Genomic DNA, 20,995 nt, shown 5'->3' on the forward strand with positions numbered 1-20,995 from the left:
TCTCACCCCTCGCTGGCCGCAACGAGTTGGTTGTTCACCGTCTCGAGCAGCTCGGACCACGATTTGTCGAACTTGCTGACGCCTTCGTCCTCCAGCACCCGGAAGACGTCGTCGAGGTCGACCCCGACGTCGGCCAGCCGCTGGAACACCTCGTCCGGGTCGCTGTCGTCGGAAGCCTCGAGCTTGGCGTGATCGGCCGCCGCCAACAGCGTCTTCTCCGGCATGGTGTTGACCGTACCCGGATAGATCAACTCGTCGATGTACAGCGTGTCGGAGTAGTCCGGGTTCTTCGTGCCGGTGGAGGCCCACAACGGGCGCTGCGGCTTCGCACCCGCCTTCTCCAACGCCTGCCACCGTTCCCCGGCGAAGACCTCCTGGTAAGCCGCCCACGCACGCCGGGCGTTGGCGACCGCTCCCTTGCCGAGCAGGGCCTTCGCCTCGTCGGTACCGATCTCCTCGAGCCGCTTGTCGATCTCGGTGTCCACCCGGGAGACGAAGAACGACGCCACCGAGTGGATCGTGCTCAGGTCGTGGCCGTTGGCCTTGGCCTGCTCCATCCCGGCGAAGAATGCTTCCATCACCTGGCGGTACCGGTCGATGGAGAAGATCAGCGTGACGTTGACGCTGACGCCCTCGGCCAGCACCCGGGTGATCGCGGGCAGGCCCTCCTCGGTGGCGGGGATCTTCACCAGCAGGTTGGGCCGGTCGATCGTCTTGGCCAGATCGAGCGCCTCGATCACCGTCTTCTCGGCGTCGCGCGCCATGCGCGGGTCCACCTCGATGGACACCCGGCCGTCGACGCCGTGGGTGGCCTCGAAGGTCTCTCGGAACACGTCGCAGGCGTTGCGCACGTCGGTGGTGGTGAGTTCCCGCACCGCCTGCTCCAGGTCGGCGCCGCGCTTGGCGAGCTCGCGGACCTGCTCGTTGTACGTCTCGCCGTTGGCCAACGCGTTGGCGAAGATGGTCGGGTTGGTGGTCACGCCGACGACGTGCTGCTCGCTGATCAGCTCGGCCAGGTTGCCGGACGTGATGCGCTCGCGGGACAAATCGTCCAGCCAGATCGAGACCCCTGCGGCGGACAGGCCGGTCAGGCGAGTGGGGGAGGTCATGGTGGTGTTGCCCTTCATCCGTTGCGCTGCTTGACGTTCTCTACCGACCGCTTGGCGGCCTTCACCACGGCGTCCGCGGTGATACCGAACTCGGTGAACAGCGTCTGCCAGTCGGCCGACGCGCCGAAGTGCTCGATGCCGACGACCTCGCCGGTGTCCCCGACGAACCGGTGCCACGGCTGGGCGATGCCCGCCTCGACTGCGACCCGGGCCCGCACGTTCGGCGGGAGGACCGACTCGCGATAGGACTGATCCTGCGCGTCGAACCACTCCACGCACGGCATCGAGACCACGCGAGCGGCGATGCCCTCGGTGGCCAGCGTCTTCGCCGCCTGGACCGCCAGCTGCACCTCCGACCCGGTCGCGATCAGAATGACGTGCTCGTCCTCCGGTTTGCCGTAATCGCCGAGGACGTAACCTCCCTTGGCGACGCCGTCGGCCGACGTGTTCTCAAGAACAGGAACGTCCTGCCGGGTCAGGGCAATTCCCGTGGGGGCGTCGGTGATCTCCAGCGCGCGCCGCCACACCGCAGCCGTCTCGTTCGCATCCGCCGGACGCGCCACGTTCAATCCCGGGATGGCCCGCAGGGCGGCCAGGTGCTCGATCGGCTGGTGGGTCGGACCGTCCTCGCCGAGGCCGATCGAGTCGTGCGTCCACACGTAGATGACCGGCTGCTTCATCAGCGCGGCCAGCCGCACCGCGGGACGCATGTAGTCGGAGAAGATCAGGAACGTGCCGCCGTACGGCCGGGTGCCGCCGTGCAGCGCGATGCCGTTGAGGATCGAGCCCATCGCGTGCTCGCGCACCCCGAAGTGCAGGTTGCGGCCGTAGGGGCTGGCCTTGAACATCCCGGTGCTGGCCTTCTCCGGGCCGAACGACTCGGCGTCGGAGATCAGGGTGTTGTTGCTCCCCGCCAGGTCGGCCGAGCCGCCCCACAGTTCGGGTAGCACGTCGGCGACCGCGTTGATCACCGCACCGGAGGCCTTGCGCGTGGCGATGCCCTTCTCGTCCGGCTCCCAGCTGGGCAGCGCGTCGGTCCAGCCCGCGGGCAGCTCACGGGTGGCCAGCCGGTCGAACAACTTCTTGCGCTCGGGGTTGGCCTCGGCCCACGCGTCGAACGTCTGCTGCCACGCGGCGTGAGCCTCCTTGCCGCGGTTCACCGCCTTACGGGTGTGCGCCAGCACCTCGTCCTCGACCACGAAGTGCTGCTCCGGGTCGAAGCCGAGGATCTCCTTGACCGCGGCGACCTCTTCCTCACCCAGCGCGGCGCCGTGCGCCTTGCCGGTGTTCTGCAGCTTCGGCGCCGGGTAGCCGATGATCGTGCGCAGCATGATCAGCGACGGGCGACCGGTCTCGGCGCGCGCTTGCGCGAGCGCCTCCTCGATGGCCACGACGTCCTCGCCGCCCTCGACGACCTGGACGTGCCAGCCGTAGGCCTCGTAGCGGGCCGCGGTGTCCTCGGACAGCGCGATCGACGTGTCGTCCTCGATGGAGATCTTGTTGTCGTCGTAGATCACCACCAGGTTGCCCAGCTCCTGACGGCCGGCCAGCGACGACGCCTCCGACGTCACGCCCTCTTCGATGTCACCGTCGGAGGCGATCACGTAGATGTAATGGTCGAACGGGCTCTCGCCCGGCGCCGCGTCCGGGTCGAACAAGCCGCGCTCCCGGCGGGCGGCCATCGCCATGCCCACCGCGTTCGCCAGCCCCTGGCCGAGCGGGCCGGTCGTGGTCTCCACGCCTGCGGTGTGCCCGTACTCCGGGTGGCCGGGTGTGCGGGAGCCCCACTTGCGCAGCTGCTTGAGGTCCTCCACCTCCAGGCCGTAGCCGGCCAGGAAGAGCTGGATGTAGAGCGTGAGGCTGCTGTGCCCGGCGGAGAGCACGAAGCGGTCGCGGCCGGTCCAGTTCGGGTCCGTCGGGTCGTGCCGCATCACGCGCTGGAACAGCGTGTAGGCCGTCGGGGCGAGCGACATCGCGGTGCCGGGGTGGCCGCTTCCGCAGTGCTGGACCGCGTCGGCGGCCAGCACCCGGATGGTGTCCACGGCCCGGGTGTCGATGTCGGTCCAGTCGGCCGGGTAGTTGCGGCGGACCAGAGGGTTGTCGGTGGTCTCGGGGGCTGCGCTGTCGGACACGAAGCCAGAACCTTTTCTCTCTACGGAAAGCGAGGACGGCGGGCATCCGGTGGCCGTGCTCAAGCGGGCGCTTGTGACGCGGATTCGTGCGTCGGGGCACCGATGCCCGGGCCGGTGCCATGCCGTGCCATGGCGGCCGTGTCCAGCCTAATGGAGGTGGGGTGTCCCGCGCAGCGCGCTGGCCCCTGGTGTGGGAAGCATCCTGGCGGGCCGACCCGGGCGGCCGTGCAAAGGCCGGTGGACTACGATCTGTGGTGGTCGCGGGCGTCCGACGACACCCGGACCGTTCCCAACCGACTTGTCACCGCAGCCCAGGGAGCGATATGACGCTGGCGGGCACCACGCAGCGCTCCCGCGCCGAATCCACGCCCGGGCCCATCGGGCTCCGGCGCCGGATAGCTGGCTATCTCGCATTGGCCAAGCCGCGGGTGGTCGAGCTGCTGCTCGTCACCACCATCCCGGCCATGTTCCTGGCCGGGCGGGAGTTCCCCGACCCCCTGTTGGTGTTGTTCACCCTCGTCGGCGGCACGATGGCCGCCAGCAGTGCCAACGCGCTGAACTGCGTGCTGGACGCCGACATCGACAAGAAGATGAACCGCACTCGCCGGCGTCCGCTGGTGCGGGACGCGGTGTCGGTGCGCGGCGCGGCGGTGTTCGGTGTCGTGCTCGGGGTCGCCTCGTTCGTGCTGCTGTACGCCACGGTGAACTTGCTCGCCGCGGTGCTCGCGGTGGCGACGATCCTGTTCTACATCTTCGTCTACACGCTGCTGCTCAAGCGCAGGACGCCGCAGAACGTGGTGTGGGGTGGTGCCGCGGGCTGCATGCCGGTGGTGATCGGCTGGGCGGCCGTCACCGACACCGTCGAATGGCCCGCACTGGTGATGTTCGGCGTGATCTTCTTCTGGACGCCGCCGCACACGTGGGCGCTGGCGATGCGCTACCGCGAGGACTACGAGCGGGCAGGCGTGCCGATGCTGCCGGTGGTGGCCACGCCGCTGGCGGTGGCCCGGCAGATCCTCGTCTACTCGTGGGTCATGGTCGCCTGGACCTTGCTGTTGCTGCCTGCCACGTCGTGGCTGTACGGCACGTTCGCGGTCCTGGCCGGGGCGTGGTTCCTGTTCTACGCGCACCGCCTCTACCACGGCGTCCGGGCGGGCAGGCCCACCAAGCCGCTGTCGCTGTTCCACCGCTCCAACACGTACTTGATGATCGTCTTCGTGGCGATCGCGGTGGACTCGGCCATCGGGTTGCCGGTGCTGGGCCTGCCGTTCTGACCCGGCTGGGAACTCGTCCGCACATCCGATCGTTCGCCTGCAGCGGACCGGAAAAATCGGTACCGTGGATTGTTGGCCGTTCGGCCCCATAACTCGCTTGTCCCGACTCAAAATCCCGCTGCTTGCGCATTTCTCGTGAGGATGGAGCTCTCTTGTCCGAGTCCGGTGAGGTTCGCACGTCAAGCCCAACCGTCGACATCGACTCCGAACTGGCCGCCGAGCAGGCCTACACCGACACCGTCTACGCCAAGCTGGACGCCGAGCGAGCGGACACCGCGGTGCGGTTGTCCCGGGCATTGGCGGATCAACCGGGAAGCTCGCCACAGTTGCGCACCGAGCGCGAAGTGGCGACCACGATGTACCGCGAACGCCTCGCACAGCTGAACGGGGTCGAGGCGGGCCTGTACTTCGGCAGGCTGGACAACACCGACGGCTCGATCGCCCGGATCGGGCGGATCGGGCTGTTCGACGAGGAGAACGACTACGAGCCGCTGCTGCTCGACTGGCGAGCCCCGGCCGCCCGGCCGTTCTACCTCGCCACGGCGGCCTCGCCGCAAGGCGTGCGGCGGCGCAGGCACGTGCGGCTGCGCCTGCGTCAGGTGGTCGGCTACGACGACGAGGTGCTCGACCTGGATTCCGACGAGCAGGGGTCGGATCTCGGCCTGGCCGGCGAGGCGGCCCTGCTGGCCGCGTTGAACCGGCAGCGCGGCGATCAGATGCGCGACATCGTCGCCACCATCCAGGCCGAACAGGACGAGATCATCCGCTCCGGTCTCGGCGGTGTGTTGGTGGTGCAAGGCGGTCCGGGCACCGGTAAGACCGCGGTCGCGCTGCACCGTGCGGCGTACCTGCTGTACGAGCACCGTGAGTTGCTGTCCAGCCGCGGTGTGCTGGTTGTCGGGCCGAACCAGACGTTCCTGCACTACATCGGTCAGGTGCTGCCGTCACTGGGTGAGACCGGGGTGCTGATGGCGACCATGGGCGAGCTGTTCCCCGGGGTCAAGGCCGATCGGCAGGAGTCCCGGGAAGCGGCCGAGGTGAAGGGCCGGGCCGTCATGGTGGAGGTCCTGCGCAACGCGGTGGCCGACAGGGAACAGGTGCCGCCGAAACCGTGGCAGCTGGAGACCGAGGCAGGCGTGGTCACGCTGGAGCCGGACGTCGTGCGCGCGGCCAGGGACCGAGCTCGCGCGGCCGACCGCCCGCACAACGTGGCCCGCAGGCTGTTCGTCGACGCCGTGCTGGACGCGTTGGCCCAGCAGGCCACGGACCGCTTGGCCGACTCCGTGGAAGACGGCCTCGACGAGATCGCCTACGTCGAAGGCGAGGACCCGGACGCGGAACTGCTGGACGACGACGATGTGGCGGACGCCCGCGCCGAACTGGCCGAGGCGCCCGCGGTGCGCAAGGCACTGGAGGCGCTGTGGCCGGACATCAGCCCGCAACGACTCCTTGCCGACTTGCTCAGCGACGCCGACCGCCTGGCGTCCGCAGCGGAGGGCCTGTTGAGCGAGGCCGACCAGCGAGCGATCCTGCGTAAGCGTGGAACGGCGTGGACGCCGTCGGACGTTCCGCTGCTCGACGAGCTGGCCGTGCTGCTCGGCGAGGATCGCACCGAGGCCGACGCGCAACGGGAGCGGGAGCGCAGGGAGCAGCTGGCCTACGCGCAGGGTGTGCTGCACATCCTCGAACAGGACGACGAGATCGCCGACGAGGAGCGGCTGCGCGTCGCCGACTTGCTGGACGCCGAGCTGCTGGCCGAGCGTGAGGCGCTGCGCAGCGCGATGACCGCGGCCGAACGCGCCGCCGAGGACCGTACGTGGACGTTCGGGCATGTGATCGTCGACGAGGCGCAGGAGTTGACGCCGATGGACTGGCGCTTGCTCATGCGTCGGTGCCCCACGCGATCCATGACGCTGGTCGGCGACATCGCGCAGACCAGCGCAGCCGGTGGTGCGAAGTCGTGGCACGAGGTGCTCGAGCCGTTCGTCGGCGACCGCTGGCGGCTCGCCGAGCTGACGGTCAATTACCGCACGCCTGCGGAGATCATGGCCGTCGCGGCCGACGCGCTGCGCAAGGTCGACCCGGAGCTGGAGCCGCCGAAGTCGGTGCGGGAAACCGGGGTGCCGCCGTGGGAGGCCGGCGTCCCGGCGGCCGAGCTGGCCGACCGGCTGTCCGAGCTGGTCGCGCGCGAACTGGACGAGGTGAACGGCGGCACGGTGGCCGTGCTGGGTCCGCCGTCGCTGGTGTCGTCGCTGCGGTCCAAGGTGCACCGGGAGCGCTTGTCGGTGTTGACCGTGCAGCGGGCCAAGGGGCTGGAGTTCGACGCCGTGATCGTGCTGGAACCGGAGGAGATCGCGTCGGCCAGCCCGCGGGGCTACTCCGACCTCTACGTGGCGTTGACGCGAGCGACGCAACGCCTCGGCGTGATTCGTACCGAATGACGGCGAGGCGGTGTCAGTGCCGTCGCAGTGACTGGATAGTCTGCGTGCCATGAAGAACGCACGTGCCGCAGCGGTGCTGGCCGCCGCCGGGGCGATGGTGGCCCTGGTCGCCTGCTCGCCGTCGAAGGAGCAAGACTCGCCGCTGCCCCCAGGGACCGAGCCCGAGTTGACCATCGACGCGCCGAGCAGCAGCGCCGCGCCCGTGGCGGACACCGGGGGCGAGCCGTGCACCATCGACGACTTCACCGTCGAAGGCAGGGCGGGCACCAAGCCGGAGATCACCGTGCCGGACCAGCCGTGTGCCCCACCGGAGAAGCCACTGGTCGACGAGCTCGACGAGGGTGAGGGCGCCGCCGCGAAGAAGGGCGACGAGGTCTCCGTCGACTACGTGATGGTCGGCGTGGCCAGCGGTCACGAAGCCACCAACTGGACCGCGGACGGACCGGAGTCGACGCAGCTCGAGGCCGGTGGCAGCGAGGAAGGCTGGGAGGACGCCCTGGTGGGCATGAAGCCCGGCGCCCGCAAGCTGATCGTGCTGAACGCCGACCAGCTCGCGGACGTCGAGCCCTCGGCCTTCGAATCCGGCGAGGCCGTGGCCATCGTGGTCGGCCGGTCCGAGTAGGCCGGTTACGGCTCCAGCAGCAGCTTGCCGGTCGTCTTGCGGGCGGCAAGGTCCGCATGCGCCTTGGCGGCGTCCGCGAGTGGGTAACGCCCGCCGATGCGCACCCGCACCTGGCCCGCGGCGATGACCTCGAACAGGTCGGCTGCCCGCTGGTCGAGCTCCTCGCGGGTGGCGATGAAGTGCTTGAGCATCGGCCGGGTCAGGAACACCGATCCGGCCGCGTTCAGGCGCTGCGGGTCGACCGGGTCCACCGGTCCACTGGAGGCGCCGAACAGCGCCAGCGTCCCGCGTCTGCGCAGTGACTGCAGGCTGCCGTCGAACGTGGTCTTGCCGACACCGTCGTAGACGGCCGCGACGCCCTCGCCGCCGGTGGCTTCCCGCACCTGGTCGACGAAGTTGTCGTAGTCGAAGACCTCGGTGGCGCCGAGCTCGAGGGCTTCCTGGCGCTTCTCCGGTGAGGTCGTGGCGTACACCGTCGCGCCCAGGTGCTTGGCCCACTGGGTGAGGATGCCTCCGGTGCCGCCCGCCGCGGCGTGGATCAGCACCGCGTCGCCGGGTTGCACCGCGTACACCGAGTGCAGCAGGTAGTGCGCTGTCATGCCCTGCAGCAGGGCCGCGGCGGCGTCGGCCAGATCGACGTTGTCGGGCACCTTGACCGCGGCGGACGTCGGCACCACGACCTGCTCGGCGTAGCTGCCCAACGTCATGGTCCAGGCCACCCGGTCACCCTCGGCGAACCCGGTGACGCCCGGGCCCACCGCGGACACCACGCCGGCACCTTCGACGCCGTTGGTGAACGGAAGGTCGGCGGGGTAGAGGCCGGTCCGGTAGTAGATGTCGATGAAGTTCACCCCGGCGACGGCGAGGTCGACCAGGATCTCTCCTTCGCCCGGCTGACGGACCTCGACGTCGGTGTAGGCCATGACCTCCGGGCCACCGTGCTCGCGTACCTGAACGCCTCTGGGCATACGTGTCTCTCCTCTGCTTCACCGTCGGTGGCTGCAACAGTAGGCAATGCCGGCTTGTTCCGGTCGACCGGTCGACGGCGTGCCTACACTCGGCGGTGTGATGGGCTCTCCGACCGTGCTGCTTGCCGGGTGCGCTGCTCTGCCGCGCGGCGACGGTGACGAGGACGTTTTGCTGGCCGCGCTGGCGGATCTGGGATGCACGGCCGACTGGGTGGTGTGGGGCGAGCCGCGTGCGCGGGAGGCCGACCTGGTCATCCTGCGCGCCACCTGGGACTACGACTCGCGGCGTGACGAGTTCCTGGACTGGTGCGAGTCCGTGCCGCGGCTGCGCAACGACGCCGCCGTCGCACGATGGAACACCGACAAGACCTATTTGCTCGACATGCAAGCACGCGGGGTGGCGATCGTCCCGACCGTGCTGGCCGAACCGGGCGAGCAGGTCGAGTGGCCGGACACCGAGTTCGTGATCAAGCCCACGGTCGGTGCGGGTTCCCGGGGTGCGCAGCGGTTTCCGGCAGGTACCACGCGGCATGCCGACGAGCATCTGGCCGCGCTGCACGCCAGAGGCACCGGCGCGCTCATCCAGCCCTATCAGTCCACCGTGGACCGGCACGGAGAGACGGCGGTGGTGTTCATCGCGGGCGAGCTGTCGCACACGTATGTGAAAGGCCCGCTGCTGGTGCCGGGCTCGTGGCTGGACAGCTCGGGGCTGTTCGCCACCGAGACGCTGATGCCGGTCGAGGCGTCACCCGAGGTCCTGCGCTTCGCCGACAAAGCGCTCGACGTCGCGGCGGATGTGCTGAGCATGGATCGCGCGGAGTTCCTCTACGCCCGGGTGGACGTGGTGCGATCCGACGCGGGAGAGCCGCTGCTGCTGGAGCTGGAACTGACCGAACCGTCGCTCGGGTTCGCGTTCGGCGGCAGGCAGGCGGCGGACCGGTTGGCCAAGGCGGCGCGGGAGATCGCGCTGTCCTGACGGCTATGCCGCGACCGGCTCGCCCGCCTCGGTGGTCGCGGGCTCGGTCCCGTCGGGCTTCGGAACCGGGCCACGGTCACGCGCGGCGCACCACAGCGCGGCGGTGCAGATGACCACGAGTGCGGCACCCAGCACGTGCAGCGAGACCAGCTCCTCCGGCACGCCCAGTTCGTACTGCGCCGACCCGAGCACGCCCTGGGCCACGGCAGCCAGCCACAACAGCGCGTAGCTGCGGGTGAACGGCTTCGGTGTGGGGGAGCGGAGCAGCGAGATCCCGAGCACGACGAGCAGAGCCAGGAACGTGACCAGCAGTGCGCCGTGCACCTTCGCGAGCACCTCGATCGGCAGGGCCAGGCGCGGCGTGTCCGGATCGCCGCCGTGCGGCCCGGCACCGGTGACCATCGTGCCGGCCACCAGTACGGCGGCCAGGGCCACCACGAGCGCCTGCAGCAACCGGTGCGTCACGGAGCCGATCAGCCATCGCGGTTCCCGTTCGCCTTCGCGGAACGCCGTGAACAGCAGCACGGCGAGCCAGATCAGCACGGCCGACACCAGGAAGTGCAGCGCGACGGTCCACCACAGCAGCCCGGCCAGGACCGTGATCCCGCCGATCACGCCCTGGGATGCCGTCCCGGCGAGCACGCCGAGCGCCAGCGCCAGCGGCCGACGCCTGCCGTCCACCTGGCGCAGCCGCCAGGCGATGACCACCGCGGCGAGGGCGGTCGCCCCGACCACGCCGGTCAGCAGCCGGTTGCCGAACTCGATCCACTGGTTGAGCGTTGCGTACTCGGGGTGATCGGTGGGGAACATCGTGCCCGGGTGGCAGTTCGGCCACGCGGTGCAGCCCAGCCCGGAGCCGGTGACGCGGACGACCGAGCCGGTGACACCGATGAGGCTCTGCGTGATGATGACCAGCAGCCCGACGATCCACTGCGTCCGTGTCGACGGATGCGGGACTCGGGCGATCAAACGGGCAAGACGCTGCACGAACCGATGGTATGCAGTGCGTCGTCCCAGCCAGTGGGCGGGCTGCTCGAGGTGCGCTGTGGGCCACTCAGGTCAGCTTGGTGGTGCGCGTCGCCAGGACCGCACCGGCGGCACCCCACACGACGAGCACCGCGACGGAGTCCCACGCGGCGGCGCCGTGCAGCAGAGCCGCGCGCAGGCCCTCCGCCAGCGCCCCGGACGGCAAGTACTCGGCCACGGTGGCCAGGCCCGGCGGGAGGGCATCCGGTGCCAGCACGATGCCCCCGGCAAGCAGCAGCGCGAACCACAGCACGTTGGCCACTGCGAGGACGATCTCGGCCCGCAGCACCCCGCCGAGCAGCACACCCAGTGCACCGAAGCTGACGATGCCTACCAACACCAGCACGACGGCCATGGGGATGCCGCCGAGTACGGGGGAGAAGCCGAGCGCGGCGGCCACCCCGCCCAGGATCAGCACTTGGATGGCGGCGATGCACAGCGCGGCCACGATCCGGCCGGAGATCAGCACCCACAACGGCAGCGCGGTCGCCGCCAGCCGCTTGAACACGCCGTACTTGCGGTCGAAGCCCAACGCTATGGCCTGGCCGGTGAACGCCGAGGACATCACCGCCAGCGCGAGGATCCGCGGGGTCGTCCAGTCGACCGGCGCGGCACCGTCCAGCTGGTCACCGGGGATCAGGTTCAGCACGCTCATGCCGATCAGCAGCGCGAGCGGGATGAGCAGGGTGAGCAGGATCTGTTCGCCCTGCCGCAAGGTCAGCAGCGTCTCCACCTTGGCGTGGGTACGCAGCATGCGCCCGGTGCTGCCGCGGCCCGGCGCGGGCGTGAACGTGCCCTCGGCGAACGTGGTCATGCGCGTAGCTCCCGTCCGGTGAGCTCGAGGAACACGTCCTCGAGGTCCTTCGAGCCGACGTGCAGTTGCTCGGCGAGGACGCCGTGCTGGGCGCACCAGGCGGTCACGGTGGACACCACCTGCGGGTCGATCTTGCCCGTGACCCGGTACGAACCGGGCGAGGCCTCGGCGACCGTGTAGCCCTCGGGCAGCGCTTCGGTGAGCAGCGTGGTGTCGAGTCCCGGCCGGGCGCGGAACGTGAGCTGTTCGGCGTCGCCGTCGGACGCGGTCAACTCCGCTGGGGAGCCCTGCGCCACGACGCGGCCACGGTCGATGATCACCACCTGATCGGCCAGCGTCTCGGCCTCTTCCATCAGGTGGGTGGTGAGCAGGATGCTGACGCCGTCGGTGCGCAGAGCGGACAGCAGCTCCCACACCAGACGCCGCGCTTGCGGATCCATGCCGGCCGTGGGTTCGTCGAGGAACACCAGCTCGGGACGTCCGACGATCGCGCACGCCAGCGACAACCGTTGCTGCTGACCGCCGGACAATCGCTTGAACGGGGTGCGCGCCGACTTCGCCAAGCCGAGAACGTCCAGCAACCAGCGCGTGTCCAGCGGGTTGGCCGCGCAGCTGGCGACCAGCTGCAGCATCTCGCCCGCCCGCACTCCGGGATAAGCGCCGCCACCCTGCGGCATGACGCCGATGCGAGGGCGGAGTTGATCACGGTCACGATGCGGGTCCAGGCCCAGAACGCGAACCGTGCCTGCGTCCGCGCGCTGCAATCCTTCGGCAATCTCGACGGTGGTGGTCTTGCCCGCGCCGTTGGGGCCGAGGAGGGCCAGCAACTGGCCGCGCGGCATGTCCACGTCGACACCGTCCACCGCGACGGTCGAGCCGAATCGTTTCACCAGCCCCGAGATGTGCAGTGCGGGCTCACTCACGGTTAGCCAGCCTAGATTCAGCGGATGGTGCGTCCGAACCACCCTCGTCGGCCGAGACCTGCGACACGGGGTCGCGCCACAGCGGCACCGTCCGGCGCACCACGAACAGCGCCACGGCACAGACGAGCGCGGCAGCGAGATAGGCCTGCGGGAGCACGAAGCCCCGGCCGTCGAACGGGCTGCCGGTCGGGGTGATGACGACGGCGAGGATGGCGCTGCCGATGGTGGCGGCGACCCGGAACCGCGAGGTTCCCGCCGACGCGGCCAGCGGGATCACCGCCCACAGCATCCACCACGGGTGGGTGGCCACGTGCAGGCCCATGAACACGGCCATCCCGACACCCAGCCCGATGATCGGCCGCAACTTCCAGCGGAAGCTGCGCCACAACAGGATCACCGTGATCACCGCGGCGGCGACCATGCCGAGCACGCTGAACACGTCCATGATCGAGTGCACGTGGACACCGAGGTCGAGCGCGATGCCCAGGCCACCGGTCAGGTAGCCGATCAACGTGACGGGGGAGACGAGCGTGCGGCTCTGCCCCGGGGTACCGAGCGCACCGATCCAACCGAAGCCGAGCCCGGTGGCGTAGCAGACCGCGACCATGACGGCGACGAACACCACGGTCAACCCGATGGCCGCCTTCACCAGGTCGCTGAACCGGCCGTGCCAGCGTCTGGCGATCATCACGCCGAAGAAGCCGAGCGCCAACGCGGCATTCACCTTGACCGCAGCGGCCAGCGTCATCACCGCCGCCCCCAGGACGATGAAACCGATCTCACCACGAGCCAACGGCGGTGGGGTGTCCCCGGCGACGCGAATCGGCAGCCTGCGCAGGCCGAGCTCCATCCCGGCCATCATCAGCCCGATGCCCAGCGCCTCGTTGTGCGCGCCTGCCACCAGATGGAAGATCACCAGCGGATTGGCCGCGCCGAGCCACAGCGCGGTCGTCGGCTGCACCCCGAACCGCTTCGCCAGCCGCGGCAAGGACCACACGATCAGGGCAACACCGACCATGGCGATGCCACGTTGCAACAGGACGCCGAACGCCACGTGGTTGCCGCTGATGCCCGACATCCAGCTGCCGATCTCCAGGAACAGCGGGCCGTACGGTGCCGGGGTTTCCCGCCAGACGTTGGACACGCCCATCGTGATGGGATCGGCGACCCCGAGCGCCTGCGCCGGCCCCAGGGTGTACGGGTCCATCCCGCGGTGCACGATCTCGCTTTGCGCCAGATAGCTGTAGACGTCGCGGGAGAACAGGGGCGGGACCAGCAGCAACGGCGTCACCCACATGACGACCGTGCGGAACGTCTGGGCCGGGGTGGCCATCCGTTCCCTGCCGGGACGGGCGTAGCGGCCGTACAGCAGCCAGGCGATGACCATCAGCAGCATCCCGGACAGCGCGATCGCCAGCGACACGGTCGTCGCCCTGGCGAACAACCTGACCACCGGGATGTCGTGGGCGGGATTGAGCACCGGAACGGCCCCGGCGCCGATCGAGCCGATGGCCAGGAACAGGGCACCGATGATGCCCAAGCGACGTGTCGTGGTTACTGCGCGTAGTTCCGCGCCCGACAGGGGTGCGGGTTCCGGGCTCGTCAGCCAGGGCAGAACCTGGCCGGTCCCCGTCTGCTCCCGTTCGCCGACCGCCACCAGGGCAGCGTAGCGAGCCGCGTCGAACGACTTTCCCGGTGGCCGAGTGGTACTCCGTTCGGGACAGCGGCGTACCGTGTGGTGACTGTGATCACCTCGTGTCCGGGGTCTCTTTGCCCTCAGCCGGGAAATACGACACACTTGTGTTGTGAAAAACCGCGAGCTCGCTGAGACCACGTCGCCGCGCCAGTCGGCGAACGTCAGTGTGCCCGCGCAAACCGGACCGGAAGGTCGCACCAGGGTCGAGGTCGCCCGGCTGTTGCTGGAGAAGGGGCCGATCACGGCGGCGGCGATCGCCGAGCGGCTCGGCATCAGCCCGACGGCCGTCCGCAGGCATCTGGACGCCTTGGTCGCCGCGGGAGAGGCCGAGTTCCGGGAGGCTCCGGCCCGGCTTCGTCGCGGTCGTGGCCGGCCGGCCAAGGAGTTCCTGCTCACCGACACCGGGCGCGCTCGGTTCGGGCACGCCTACGACGACCTGGCGGTCGCCGCGATCCGTTTCCTGGCCGAGCATGGTGGCCCGGAGGCGGTGCGCGCGTTCGCCGAGCACCGGGTGGCCACCCTGGTCGGGCCGCACGCGGCGGAAATCACCGCAGCAGGTGATCCGGCACGACGAGCGGAGGCCCTCGCCGCGGCACTGAGTCGCGAGGGCTACGCTGCCTCGACGGAGCAGGTGGGCGCGGGCGAGCAGCTGTGCCAGCACCACTGTCCAGTGGCCCACGTGGCGGCGGAGTTCCCGCAGCTGTGCGAGGCGGAGACGGCGGCATTCGCCGAATTGCTCGGTACGCACGTACAGCGGCTGGCGACCATCGCCCGCGGCGACGCGGCGTGCACCACACACGTTCCCGTGAACAACGCAGGACCCCGAGAAGAAGGGAAGCCCGCATGACTGCCGCTGCAGAGCAGCGCACCACCACCACGCAGCCCCTGTCCCAGGAAGAGACCATCGCGTCGCTGGGCAAGTACGAGTACGGCTGGGCTGACCGTGACGTGGCGGGTGCCAGCGCAAGGCGAGGCCTCGACGAGGACGTCGTGCGCGACATCTCGGCGAAGAAGAACGAGCCCGAGTGGATGCTCGAACAGCGGCTGAAGGGCCTCAAGCTGTTCGAGCGCAAGCCGCTGCCCAACTGGGGCGCGGACCTGACCGGCATCGACTTCGACTCGATCAAGTACTTCGTCCGGTCCACCGAGAAGCAGGCCACCAGCTGGGACGAGCTGCCCGAGGACATCAAGAACACCTACGACAAGCTGGGCATCCCGGAGGCGGAGAAGCAGCGGCTGATCGCCGGTGTCGCCGCGCAGTACGAGTCCGAGGTGGTCTACCACAAGATCCGTGAGGACCTGGAGGCCCAGGGCGTCATCTTCCTGGACACCGACACGGGTCTGAAGGAGCACCCCGAGCTGTTCAAGGAGTACTTCGGCTCGGTCATCCCGGCCGGGGACAACAAGTTCTCCGCGCTGAACACCGCGGTGTGGTCCGGTGGGTCGTTCATCTACGTGCCGCCGGGCGTGCACGTGGACATCCCGCTGCAGGCCTACTTCCGGATCAACACCGAGAACATGGGCCAGTTCGAGCGGACCCTGATCATCGTCGACGAGGGTGCCTACGTGCACTACGTCGAGGGCTGCACGGCGCCGATCTACAAGTCCGACTCGCTGCACTCGGCGGTCGTGGAGATCATCGTCAAGAAGAACGCCCGGTGCCGCTACACCACGATCCAGAACTGGTCGAACAACGTCTACAACCTGGTGACCAAGCGGGCGCGCGCGGAAGAGGGCGCGACCATGGAGTGGATCGACGGCAACATCGGTTCCAAGGTCACCATGAAGTACCCGTCGGTGTTCCTCACCGGTGAGCACGCCAAGGGCGAGGTGCTCTCGGTGGCCTTCGCCGGCGAGGGCCAGCACCAGGACGCGGGCGCGAAGATGGAGCACCTGGCGCCGCACACGTCGTCGACGATCATGTCCAAGTCGGTGGCGCGCGGCGGCGGCCGCACGTCCTACCGCGGCCTGGTCCGGGTGGCCAAGCGCGCGCACCACTCCAAGTCGTCGGTGATCTGTGACGCCTTGCTGGTGGACACGATCAGCCGGTCGGACACCTATCCGTACGTGGACATCCGTAACGACGACGTGTCCATGGGGCACGAAGCCACCGTGTCCAAGGTCAGTGAGGACCAGCTGTTCTACCTGATGTCGCGCGGCCTGGCCGAGGAAGAGGCGATGGCGATGATCGTCCGCGGCTTCGTGGAGCCGATCGCGCGCGAGCTGCCGATGGAGTACGCGCTGGAACTCAATCGACTCATCGAACTGCAGATGGAAGGGTCCGTCGGCTGATGACGGTGGCAGAGAACACGACCGAGAACAACGTCCGCTCGGCGCTGCAGGAGGGCGCCGTCGTTCCCGAGACGTCCCGGGGCGAGCGGTTCACCGGCTACGACGTGGAAGCCTTCGAGGTGCCCAGTGGCCGGGAGGAGAACTGGCGCTTCACCCCGCTGAAGCGGCTGCGTGGCCTGCACAAGGGCGGCGACGCCGCGGTGGCGACCGGCAAGGTGACGCTGTCGGTGGACGCCGCGCCTGAGGTCACCGTGGAGACGGTGAGCCGGGAGGACGAGCGGCTCGGCAAGGCGGGTGCTCCGGGCGATCGGGTGTCCGCACAGGCCTACAGCTCGTTCACCGAGGCCACCGTGGTCAGCGTCGGCGCGGACACCAAGGCGTCCAAGCCGACCGTGCTGACCGTGACCGGCCCGGGCAAGGACCTGCTGGCCTACGGCCACCTGCAGATCCGGCTGGCCCCGTACGCCGAGGCGTCCGTGGTGCTCGACCACCGTGGGTCCGGCACGTACGCCGACAACGTCGAGTTCATCACCGGCGAAGGCGCGCGGCTGACCGTGATCAGCGTGCAGGACTGGGAGGACGACGCCGTCCACGTCAGCGAGCACCACGTCTCGCTCGGCAAGGACTCCTTGGTCAAGCACACCGTCGTGACGCTCGGCGGCGACCTGGTCCGGGTTTCGCCGACCGCGCGGTTCGCCGCGCCCGGTGGCGACGTCGAGCTGCTCGGCCTGTACTTCGCCGACGCCGGCCAGCACCAGGAGCACCGGCTGTTCGTCGACCACGCCCAGCCGCACTGCAAGTCCCATGTGACGTACAAGGGTGCGCTGCAGGGTGACGACGCGCGCAGCGTGTGGATCGGCGACGTGTTGATCCGCGCGGCGGCCGAGGGAACCGACACGTTCGAGCTGAACCGCAACCTGGTGCTCACCGAAGGCGCGCGGGCCGACTCGGTGCCGAACCTGGAGATCGAGACCGGCGAGATCGAGGGCGCGGGCCACGCCAGCGCCACCGGCCGGTTCGACGACGAGCAGCTGTTCTACCTGCAGTCCCGCGGGATCGACGAGCCCACCGCCCGGCGGCTGGTGGTGCGCGGCTTCTTCTTCGAGATCCTGGCGCGTATCGACGTGCCCGAGCTGCGCGAGCGGCTGGAAGCGGCGATCGAGGACGAGCTGCAAGCCGTCGGCCATTGATCAGGCGCTCAGCCGCGTAACCCGACCACCCCGCCACACGACAAGCAACTGAAGGAACACCATGGCCACTCTGGAGATCAAGGACCTGCACGCGTCGGTGACCACCGACGAAGGCACAAAAGAAATCCTCAAGGGCGTCAACCTCACGGTCCGCTCGGGTGAGGTGCACGCGATCATGGGCCCCAACGGTTCCGGCAAGTCGACGCTGTCGTACGCCATCGCCGGTCACCCGAAGTACGAGGTGACGTCCGGCGAGGTGCTGCTGGACGGCGAGAACGTGCTGGAGATGAGCGTGGACGAGCGGGCCCGTGCGGGTCTGTTCCTCGCCATGCAGTACCCGGTCGAGGTGCCGGGCGTGTCCATGTCGAACTTCCTGCGGACCGCCGCCACCGCGGTGCGCGGCGAGGCGCCGAAGCTGCGCCACTGGGTCAAGGAAGTCCGCGACGAGATGGCCAAGCTGGACATCCCGGCCGAGTTCGCCGAGCGCAGTGTCAACGAGGGCTTCTCCGGTGGTGAGAAGAAGCGCCACGAGATCCTGCAGCTGGCGTTGCTGAAGCCGAAGTTCGCGGTGCTGGACGAGACCGACTCCGGTCTGGACGTCGACGCGCTGCGCGTGGTTTCGCAGGCGGTCAACGACTTCACCGCCAGCAACGACGTCGGCGTCATGCTCATCACCCACTACACCCGCATCCTCAAGCACATCCAGCCGGACGTGGTGCATGTGTTCGCCGAAGGCCGGGTCGTCGAGTCGGGCGGCAAGGAGCTGGCCGACGAGCTGGAGGAGCAAGGCTACGTCAAGTACGTCGGCAAGGCGGAGCCGGCGGCGCTGTAAGGGCGTCACGCCGGCAAGGATGGAGGCAGTGCGATGACCGCAACACCGCTCGAGGCGGCGCCGTTGGATGTGGCCGCCGTGCGCGCTGACTTCCCGATCCTGACCCGCACCGTCCGCGACGGCAAACCACTGGTCTACTTCGACTCCGGCGCCACATCGCAGCGGCCGCGGCAGGTGCTCGCGGCCGAGCGGGCGTATGTGGAGACGTCCAACTCCGCGGTGCACCGGGGAGCGCATCAGCTGGCCGAGGAGGCCACGGACGCGTTCGAGGACGCGCGCGAGCGCGTGGCGAAGTTCGTCGGCGTCGATGCGGGCGAGGTGGTGTTCACCAAGAACGCCACCGAGGGCATCAACCTCGTCGCCTACTCGATGAGCAATGCCGCGACGGCGGGCGAGGAGGCGAAGCGCTTCCGGGTCGGTGAGGGCGACGAGATCGTCATCACCGAGATGGAGCACCACGCCAACCTCGTGCCGTGGCAGCAGCTGTGCCGGCGCACCGGTGCCACGCTGCGCTGGTTCGGTGTCACCGACGACGGCAGGCTCGACCTGTCGGACATCGACTCGCTGATCAACGAGCGCACCAAGGTCGTGGCGTTCACCCACCAGTCGAACGTGCTGGGCACGGTGAACGACCCGGCGCCGCTGGTGGAGCGGGCCCGCAAGGTCGGCGCGTTGACCGTGCTGGACGCCTGCCAGTCCGTGCCGCACGCGCCGGTGAATCTGCGCGAGCTGGGTGTCGACTTCGCGGTGTTCTCCGGGCACAAGATGCTCGGGCCGTCCGGCGTCGGCGTGCTCTACGGCCGTCGGGAGTTGCTCGAGGCGATGCCGCCGTTCCTCACCGGTGGCTCGATGATCGAGCTGGTGACGATGGAGCGGTCCACGTTCGCCCCGCCGCCGCAGAAGTTCGAGGCAGGCGTGCCGATGACGTCGCAGGCCATCGGGCTCGGCGCGGCGATCGACTACCTGCGGGCGGTCGGCATGTCCGCGGTCGCCGAGCACGAGAAGCAGCTCACCGAGGCGGCGCTGACCGCGCTGGGCGAGATCGACGGCGTGCGCATCATCGGCCCGACGACCACGGAGTCCCGCGGTGGCGCGGTGTCTTTCGTCGTCGACGGCGTTCACCCGCATGATGTCGGCCAGGTGATGGACAGCATGGGTGTCGCGGTGCGAGTCGGCCACCACTGCGCATGGCCGCTGCACCGCAGGTTGGGAATACCCGCGAGCGTGCGGGCGTCGTTCTACCTGTACAACAGCGTGCACGAGATCGACGCGCTGGTGGCGGGTGTGCGTGAGGCCCAGCGGTTCTTCGGGGTGGTGTAAGTGAACCCGGTGGCGGCGCGCCGACCGGCGAGCGGGCGGAGCCTGCGATGGACCTAGAAGCGATGTACCAGGAGATCATCCTGGACCACTACAAGAACCCGCACGGCCGCGGCTTGCGGGAGCCGTACGACGGCGAGTCGTACCAGATCAACCCCACGTGCGGCGACGAGCTGCAGCTGCGGGTGAAGCTGGACGGCGACCGGATCGCGGACGTGTCGCACACCGGCCAGGGTTGTTCGATCTCCCAGGCGTCGGTGTCGGTGCTGACCGATCTGGTGGTGGACCGCCCGGTGGACGACGCACTGGCGAAGCTGGACGCGTTCGTGGAGTTGATGCAAGGGCGCGGCAAGGTCGAGCCGGACGAGGACGTGCTGGAGGACGGCGTGGCGTTCGCCGGGGTGGCGAAGTACCCGGCCAGGGTGAAGTGCGCGCTGCTCGGCTGGATGGCGTTCAAAGCGGCCTTGGTGCAGGCTGGTGTCGAGAAGGCACGCGAGGGAGCTGAGATTTCGTGACCGAGAACCCGACCCGCGAGGGCCGAACCGCGGCCGACCTGCCGGAGCAGCCCGAGGCGACCTCGGGCTCGGTGGCCACGGTCGAGGACGTGGAGGAGGCGTTGCGCGACGTGGTCGACCCCGAGCTGGGGATCAACGTCGTCGATCTCGGCCTGGTGTACGACGTCCGGGTCGGCGAGGACAACGTCGCCACCATCGACATGACGCTGACGTCGGCCGCATGCCCGTTGACCGACGTGATCGAGGACCAGACCCGCTCGGTGCTGCTCGGCGGGAAGCAGATCGTGTCCGACTACAAGATCAACTGGGTCTGGATGCCGCCGTGGGGTCCGGAGCGGATCACCGACGAGGGCCGCGAGCAGCTGCGGGCGCTCGGCTTCACGGTCTGAGCTCATCCCACGACTTGTCGGCTGCGCGGCCGGTCGTCATCTGCTGCGCGGCCGGTCCGAGCTGTCGCTCGTGGGTCGTGTGGCCGCTGCTCGGCCTGGTCTGACGCGACGCCGTGGGAGCGGCAGCTGGGGAGCTTGGCGCAGCTGCGTGCGGCCTTCGTCGCCTGACCCCATGCCGACGTCGAGTGGCCGACCCACGGGCCGGGAACGTCGAGGCCGAGCGGTGTCGCCGTGAGTGGCGCTCTCGCGACGTCCGGTGCGCTCCCGCTCAGGCTCCGCACTCTGTGCGAAATGCTCGCTTTGCGTGTTCTACCTGCGCTTTTCCGTAGCTTTCCGGCCCAGCTGTTCTCGCGTTGGTGGCACCGAGATCACGATCTGATGGTTTGCCCGCGAGCGTGCCGGCCGGTGAGTATGCTGGCGCCAAATCCGGTAGGCCCGGGGCCGCGGCCTGGGGGATGCCGGTCCACATCGTTCAGGAG

The 20,995-nt window shown here is 69.3% G+C and carries 18 protein-coding genes; 11 read left to right on the plus strand and 7 right to left on the minus strand.

Translation table 11 applies throughout. From position 1 onward, the window contains the following. Positions 1 to 2: 2 nt before the first annotated feature. Both tal and tkt read right to left on the minus strand, forming a co-directional pair. Positions 3 to 1,127, minus strand: coding sequence for a transaldolase (gene tal / locus YWM_RS0101925; RefSeq protein WP_245565881.1), 1,125 nt, complete (start codon positions 1,125 to 1,127; stop codon positions 3 to 5). Further along, positions 1,124 to 3,241 carry a transketolase gene (gene tkt, locus YWM_RS0101930; RefSeq protein WP_028849290.1) on the minus strand — a complete coding sequence of 706 codons (2,118 nt, stop codon included), beginning with the start codon at positions 3,239 to 3,241 and terminating at the stop codon, positions 1,124 to 1,126. Before tkt ends, tal begins: the two co-directional genes overlap by 4 nt. 323 nt (positions 3,242 to 3,564) lie before the next feature. Between tkt and YWM_RS0101935 the strand changes: the two genes are divergently transcribed. From YWM_RS0101935 to YWM_RS0101945, 3 genes are all read left to right on the plus strand, one after another. Beyond that, entirely contained in the window at positions 3,565 to 4,515 is a 951-nt protein-coding gene (locus YWM_RS0101935) for a heme o synthase (protein WP_084612132.1), read from the plus strand. A 152-nt stretch (positions 4,516 to 4,667) separates the two neighbouring features. Continuing rightward, positions 4,668 to 6,956, plus strand: a complete 2,289-nt coding sequence (locus tag YWM_RS0101940; RefSeq protein ID WP_084612133.1) for a UvrD-helicase domain-containing protein — start codon at positions 4,668 to 4,670, stop codon at positions 6,954 to 6,956. A gap of 49 nt (positions 6,957 to 7,005) precedes the next feature. Further along, a complete protein-coding gene (locus tag YWM_RS0101945; protein WP_028849293.1) occupies positions 7,006 to 7,578 on the plus strand; it encodes an FKBP-type peptidyl-prolyl cis-trans isomerase in 573 nt (190 codons plus the stop codon). A 5-nt stretch (positions 7,579 to 7,583) separates the two neighbouring features. Here the strand turns inward: YWM_RS0101945 and YWM_RS0101950 are convergent, their stop codons facing one another. Continuing rightward, positions 7,584 to 8,546: a quinone oxidoreductase family protein gene (locus tag YWM_RS0101950; protein WP_028849294.1), complete on the minus strand. Its 963-nt coding sequence runs from the start codon at positions 8,544 to 8,546 to the stop codon at positions 7,584 to 7,586. 100 nt (positions 8,547 to 8,646) lie between these two features. Here YWM_RS0101950 and YWM_RS0101955 point away from each other — a divergent pair, with 100 nt between their 5' ends. Then, complete coding sequence (locus tag YWM_RS0101955; RefSeq protein WP_043659089.1) at positions 8,647 to 9,522, plus strand: ATP-grasp domain-containing protein; 876 nt, start codon at positions 8,647 to 8,649, stop codon at positions 9,520 to 9,522. Between the two features lie 3 nt (positions 9,523 to 9,525). Here YWM_RS0101955 and YWM_RS0101960 read toward each other — a convergent pair whose 3' ends face one another. From YWM_RS0101960 to mptB, 4 genes are all read right to left on the minus strand, one after another. Next, positions 9,526 to 10,509 carry a COX15/CtaA family protein gene (locus tag YWM_RS0101960; RefSeq protein ID WP_028849296.1) on the minus strand — a complete coding sequence of 328 codons (984 nt, stop codon included), beginning with the start codon at positions 10,507 to 10,509 and terminating at the stop codon, positions 9,526 to 9,528. Between the two features lie 67 nt (positions 10,510 to 10,576). Continuing rightward, on the minus strand, positions 10,577 to 11,362 hold the full coding sequence (locus YWM_RS0101965) for an ABC transporter permease (RefSeq protein ID WP_028849297.1): 786 nt from the start codon (positions 11,360 to 11,362) through the stop codon (positions 10,577 to 10,579). Further along, the gene (locus tag YWM_RS0101970) at positions 11,359 to 12,285 is read right to left on the minus strand and encodes an ABC transporter ATP-binding protein (RefSeq protein ID WP_028849298.1); all 927 of its coding nucleotides are present in this window, start codon (positions 12,283 to 12,285) and stop codon (positions 11,359 to 11,361) included. Before YWM_RS0101970 ends, YWM_RS0101965 begins: the two co-directional genes overlap by 4 nt. After that, positions 12,278 to 13,900 carry a polyprenol phosphomannose-dependent alpha 1,6 mannosyltransferase MptB gene (gene mptB / locus YWM_RS21760; protein WP_211232419.1) on the minus strand — a complete coding sequence of 541 codons (1,623 nt, stop codon included), beginning with the start codon at positions 13,898 to 13,900 and terminating at the stop codon, positions 12,278 to 12,280. Before mptB ends, YWM_RS0101970 begins: the two co-directional genes overlap by 8 nt. 190 nt (positions 13,901 to 14,090) lie before the next feature. On the opposite strand from mptB, the gene YWM_RS21765 reads away from it, so the two are divergent. The 7 genes from YWM_RS21765 (at position 14,091) to YWM_RS0102010 (ending at position 20,516) form a co-directional block, all read left to right on the plus strand. Next, positions 14,091 to 14,828 carry a helix-turn-helix transcriptional regulator gene (locus YWM_RS21765; protein ID WP_052344453.1) on the plus strand — a complete coding sequence of 246 codons (738 nt, stop codon included), beginning with the start codon at positions 14,091 to 14,093 and terminating at the stop codon, positions 14,826 to 14,828. Next, entirely contained in the window at positions 14,825 to 16,273 is a 1,449-nt protein-coding gene (gene sufB, locus YWM_RS0101985; RefSeq protein ID WP_028849299.1) for a Fe-S cluster assembly protein SufB, read from the plus strand. The genes YWM_RS21765 and sufB overlap by 4 nt, the downstream gene beginning before the upstream one ends. After that, positions 16,273 to 17,463, plus strand: coding sequence for a Fe-S cluster assembly protein SufD (sufD, locus tag YWM_RS0101990; protein WP_028849300.1), 1,191 nt, complete (start codon positions 16,273 to 16,275; stop codon positions 17,461 to 17,463). The genes sufB and sufD overlap by 1 nt, the downstream gene beginning before the upstream one ends. Positions 17,464 to 17,524: 61 nt before the next feature. Beyond that, the gene (sufC, locus tag YWM_RS0101995) at positions 17,525 to 18,295 is read left to right on the plus strand and encodes a Fe-S cluster assembly ATPase SufC (RefSeq protein ID WP_028849301.1); all 771 of its coding nucleotides are present in this window, start codon (positions 17,525 to 17,527) and stop codon (positions 18,293 to 18,295) included. A gap of 33 nt (positions 18,296 to 18,328) precedes the next feature. After that, positions 18,329 to 19,615 carry a cysteine desulfurase gene (locus YWM_RS0102000; RefSeq protein WP_028849302.1) on the plus strand — a complete coding sequence of 429 codons (1,287 nt, stop codon included), beginning with the start codon at positions 18,329 to 18,331 and terminating at the stop codon, positions 19,613 to 19,615. Positions 19,616 to 19,662: 47 nt separating this feature from the next. Further along, positions 19,663 to 20,127 (plus strand): Fe-S cluster assembly sulfur transfer protein SufU, encoded by a 465-nt coding sequence (gene sufU, locus YWM_RS0102005; RefSeq protein ID WP_028849303.1) that lies wholly within the window; start codon positions 19,663 to 19,665, stop codon positions 20,125 to 20,127. Beyond that, entirely contained in the window at positions 20,124 to 20,516 is a 393-nt protein-coding gene (locus YWM_RS0102010; protein ID WP_028849304.1) for a metal-sulfur cluster assembly factor, read from the plus strand. Before sufU ends, YWM_RS0102010 begins: the two co-directional genes overlap by 4 nt. Positions 20,517 to 20,995: the final 479 nt, after the last annotated feature.

This window comes from Thermocrispum municipale DSM 44069, assembly GCF_000427825.1.
GTDB lineage: Bacteria > Actinomycetota > Actinomycetes > Mycobacteriales > Pseudonocardiaceae > Thermocrispum > Thermocrispum municipale.

What these genes read in the sequence shown, in the direction of transcription:
- YWM_RS0102000 (WP_028849302.1), top strand. Translation starts at nt 18,329, where the DNA reads ATGACCGCAACACCGCTCGAGGCGGCGCCGTTGGATGTGGCCGCCGTG.
- sufU (WP_028849303.1), top strand. Translation starts at nt 19,663, where the DNA reads ATGGACCTAGAAGCGATGTACCAGGAGATCATCCTGGACCACTACAAG.
- sufC (WP_028849301.1), top strand. Translation starts at nt 17,525, where the DNA reads ATGGCCACTCTGGAGATCAAGGACCTGCACGCGTCGGTGACCACCGAC.
- YWM_RS0101965 (WP_028849297.1), bottom strand. Translation starts at nt 11,362, where the DNA reads ATGACCACGTTCGCCGAGGGCACGTTCACGCCCGCGCCGGGCCGCGGC.
- tal (WP_245565881.1), bottom strand. Translation starts at nt 1,127, where the DNA reads ATGAAGGGCAACACCACCATGACCTCCCCCACTCGCCTGACCGGCCTG.
- sufD (WP_028849300.1), top strand. Translation starts at nt 16,273, where the DNA reads ATGACGGTGGCAGAGAACACGACCGAGAACAACGTCCGCTCGGCGCTG.
- YWM_RS0101955 (WP_043659089.1), top strand. Translation starts at nt 8,647, where the DNA reads ATGGGCTCTCCGACCGTGCTGCTTGCCGGGTGCGCTGCTCTGCCGCGC.
- YWM_RS0101945 (WP_028849293.1), top strand. Translation starts at nt 7,006, where the DNA reads ATGAAGAACGCACGTGCCGCAGCGGTGCTGGCCGCCGCCGGGGCGATG.
- YWM_RS0101950 (WP_028849294.1), bottom strand. Translation starts at nt 8,546, where the DNA reads ATGCCCAGAGGCGTTCAGGTACGCGAGCACGGTGGCCCGGAGGTCATG.
- YWM_RS0101935 (WP_084612132.1), top strand. Translation starts at nt 3,565, where the DNA reads ATGACGCTGGCGGGCACCACGCAGCGCTCCCGCGCCGAATCCACGCCC.
- sufB (WP_028849299.1), top strand. Translation starts at nt 14,825, where the DNA reads ATGACTGCCGCTGCAGAGCAGCGCACCACCACCACGCAGCCCCTGTCC.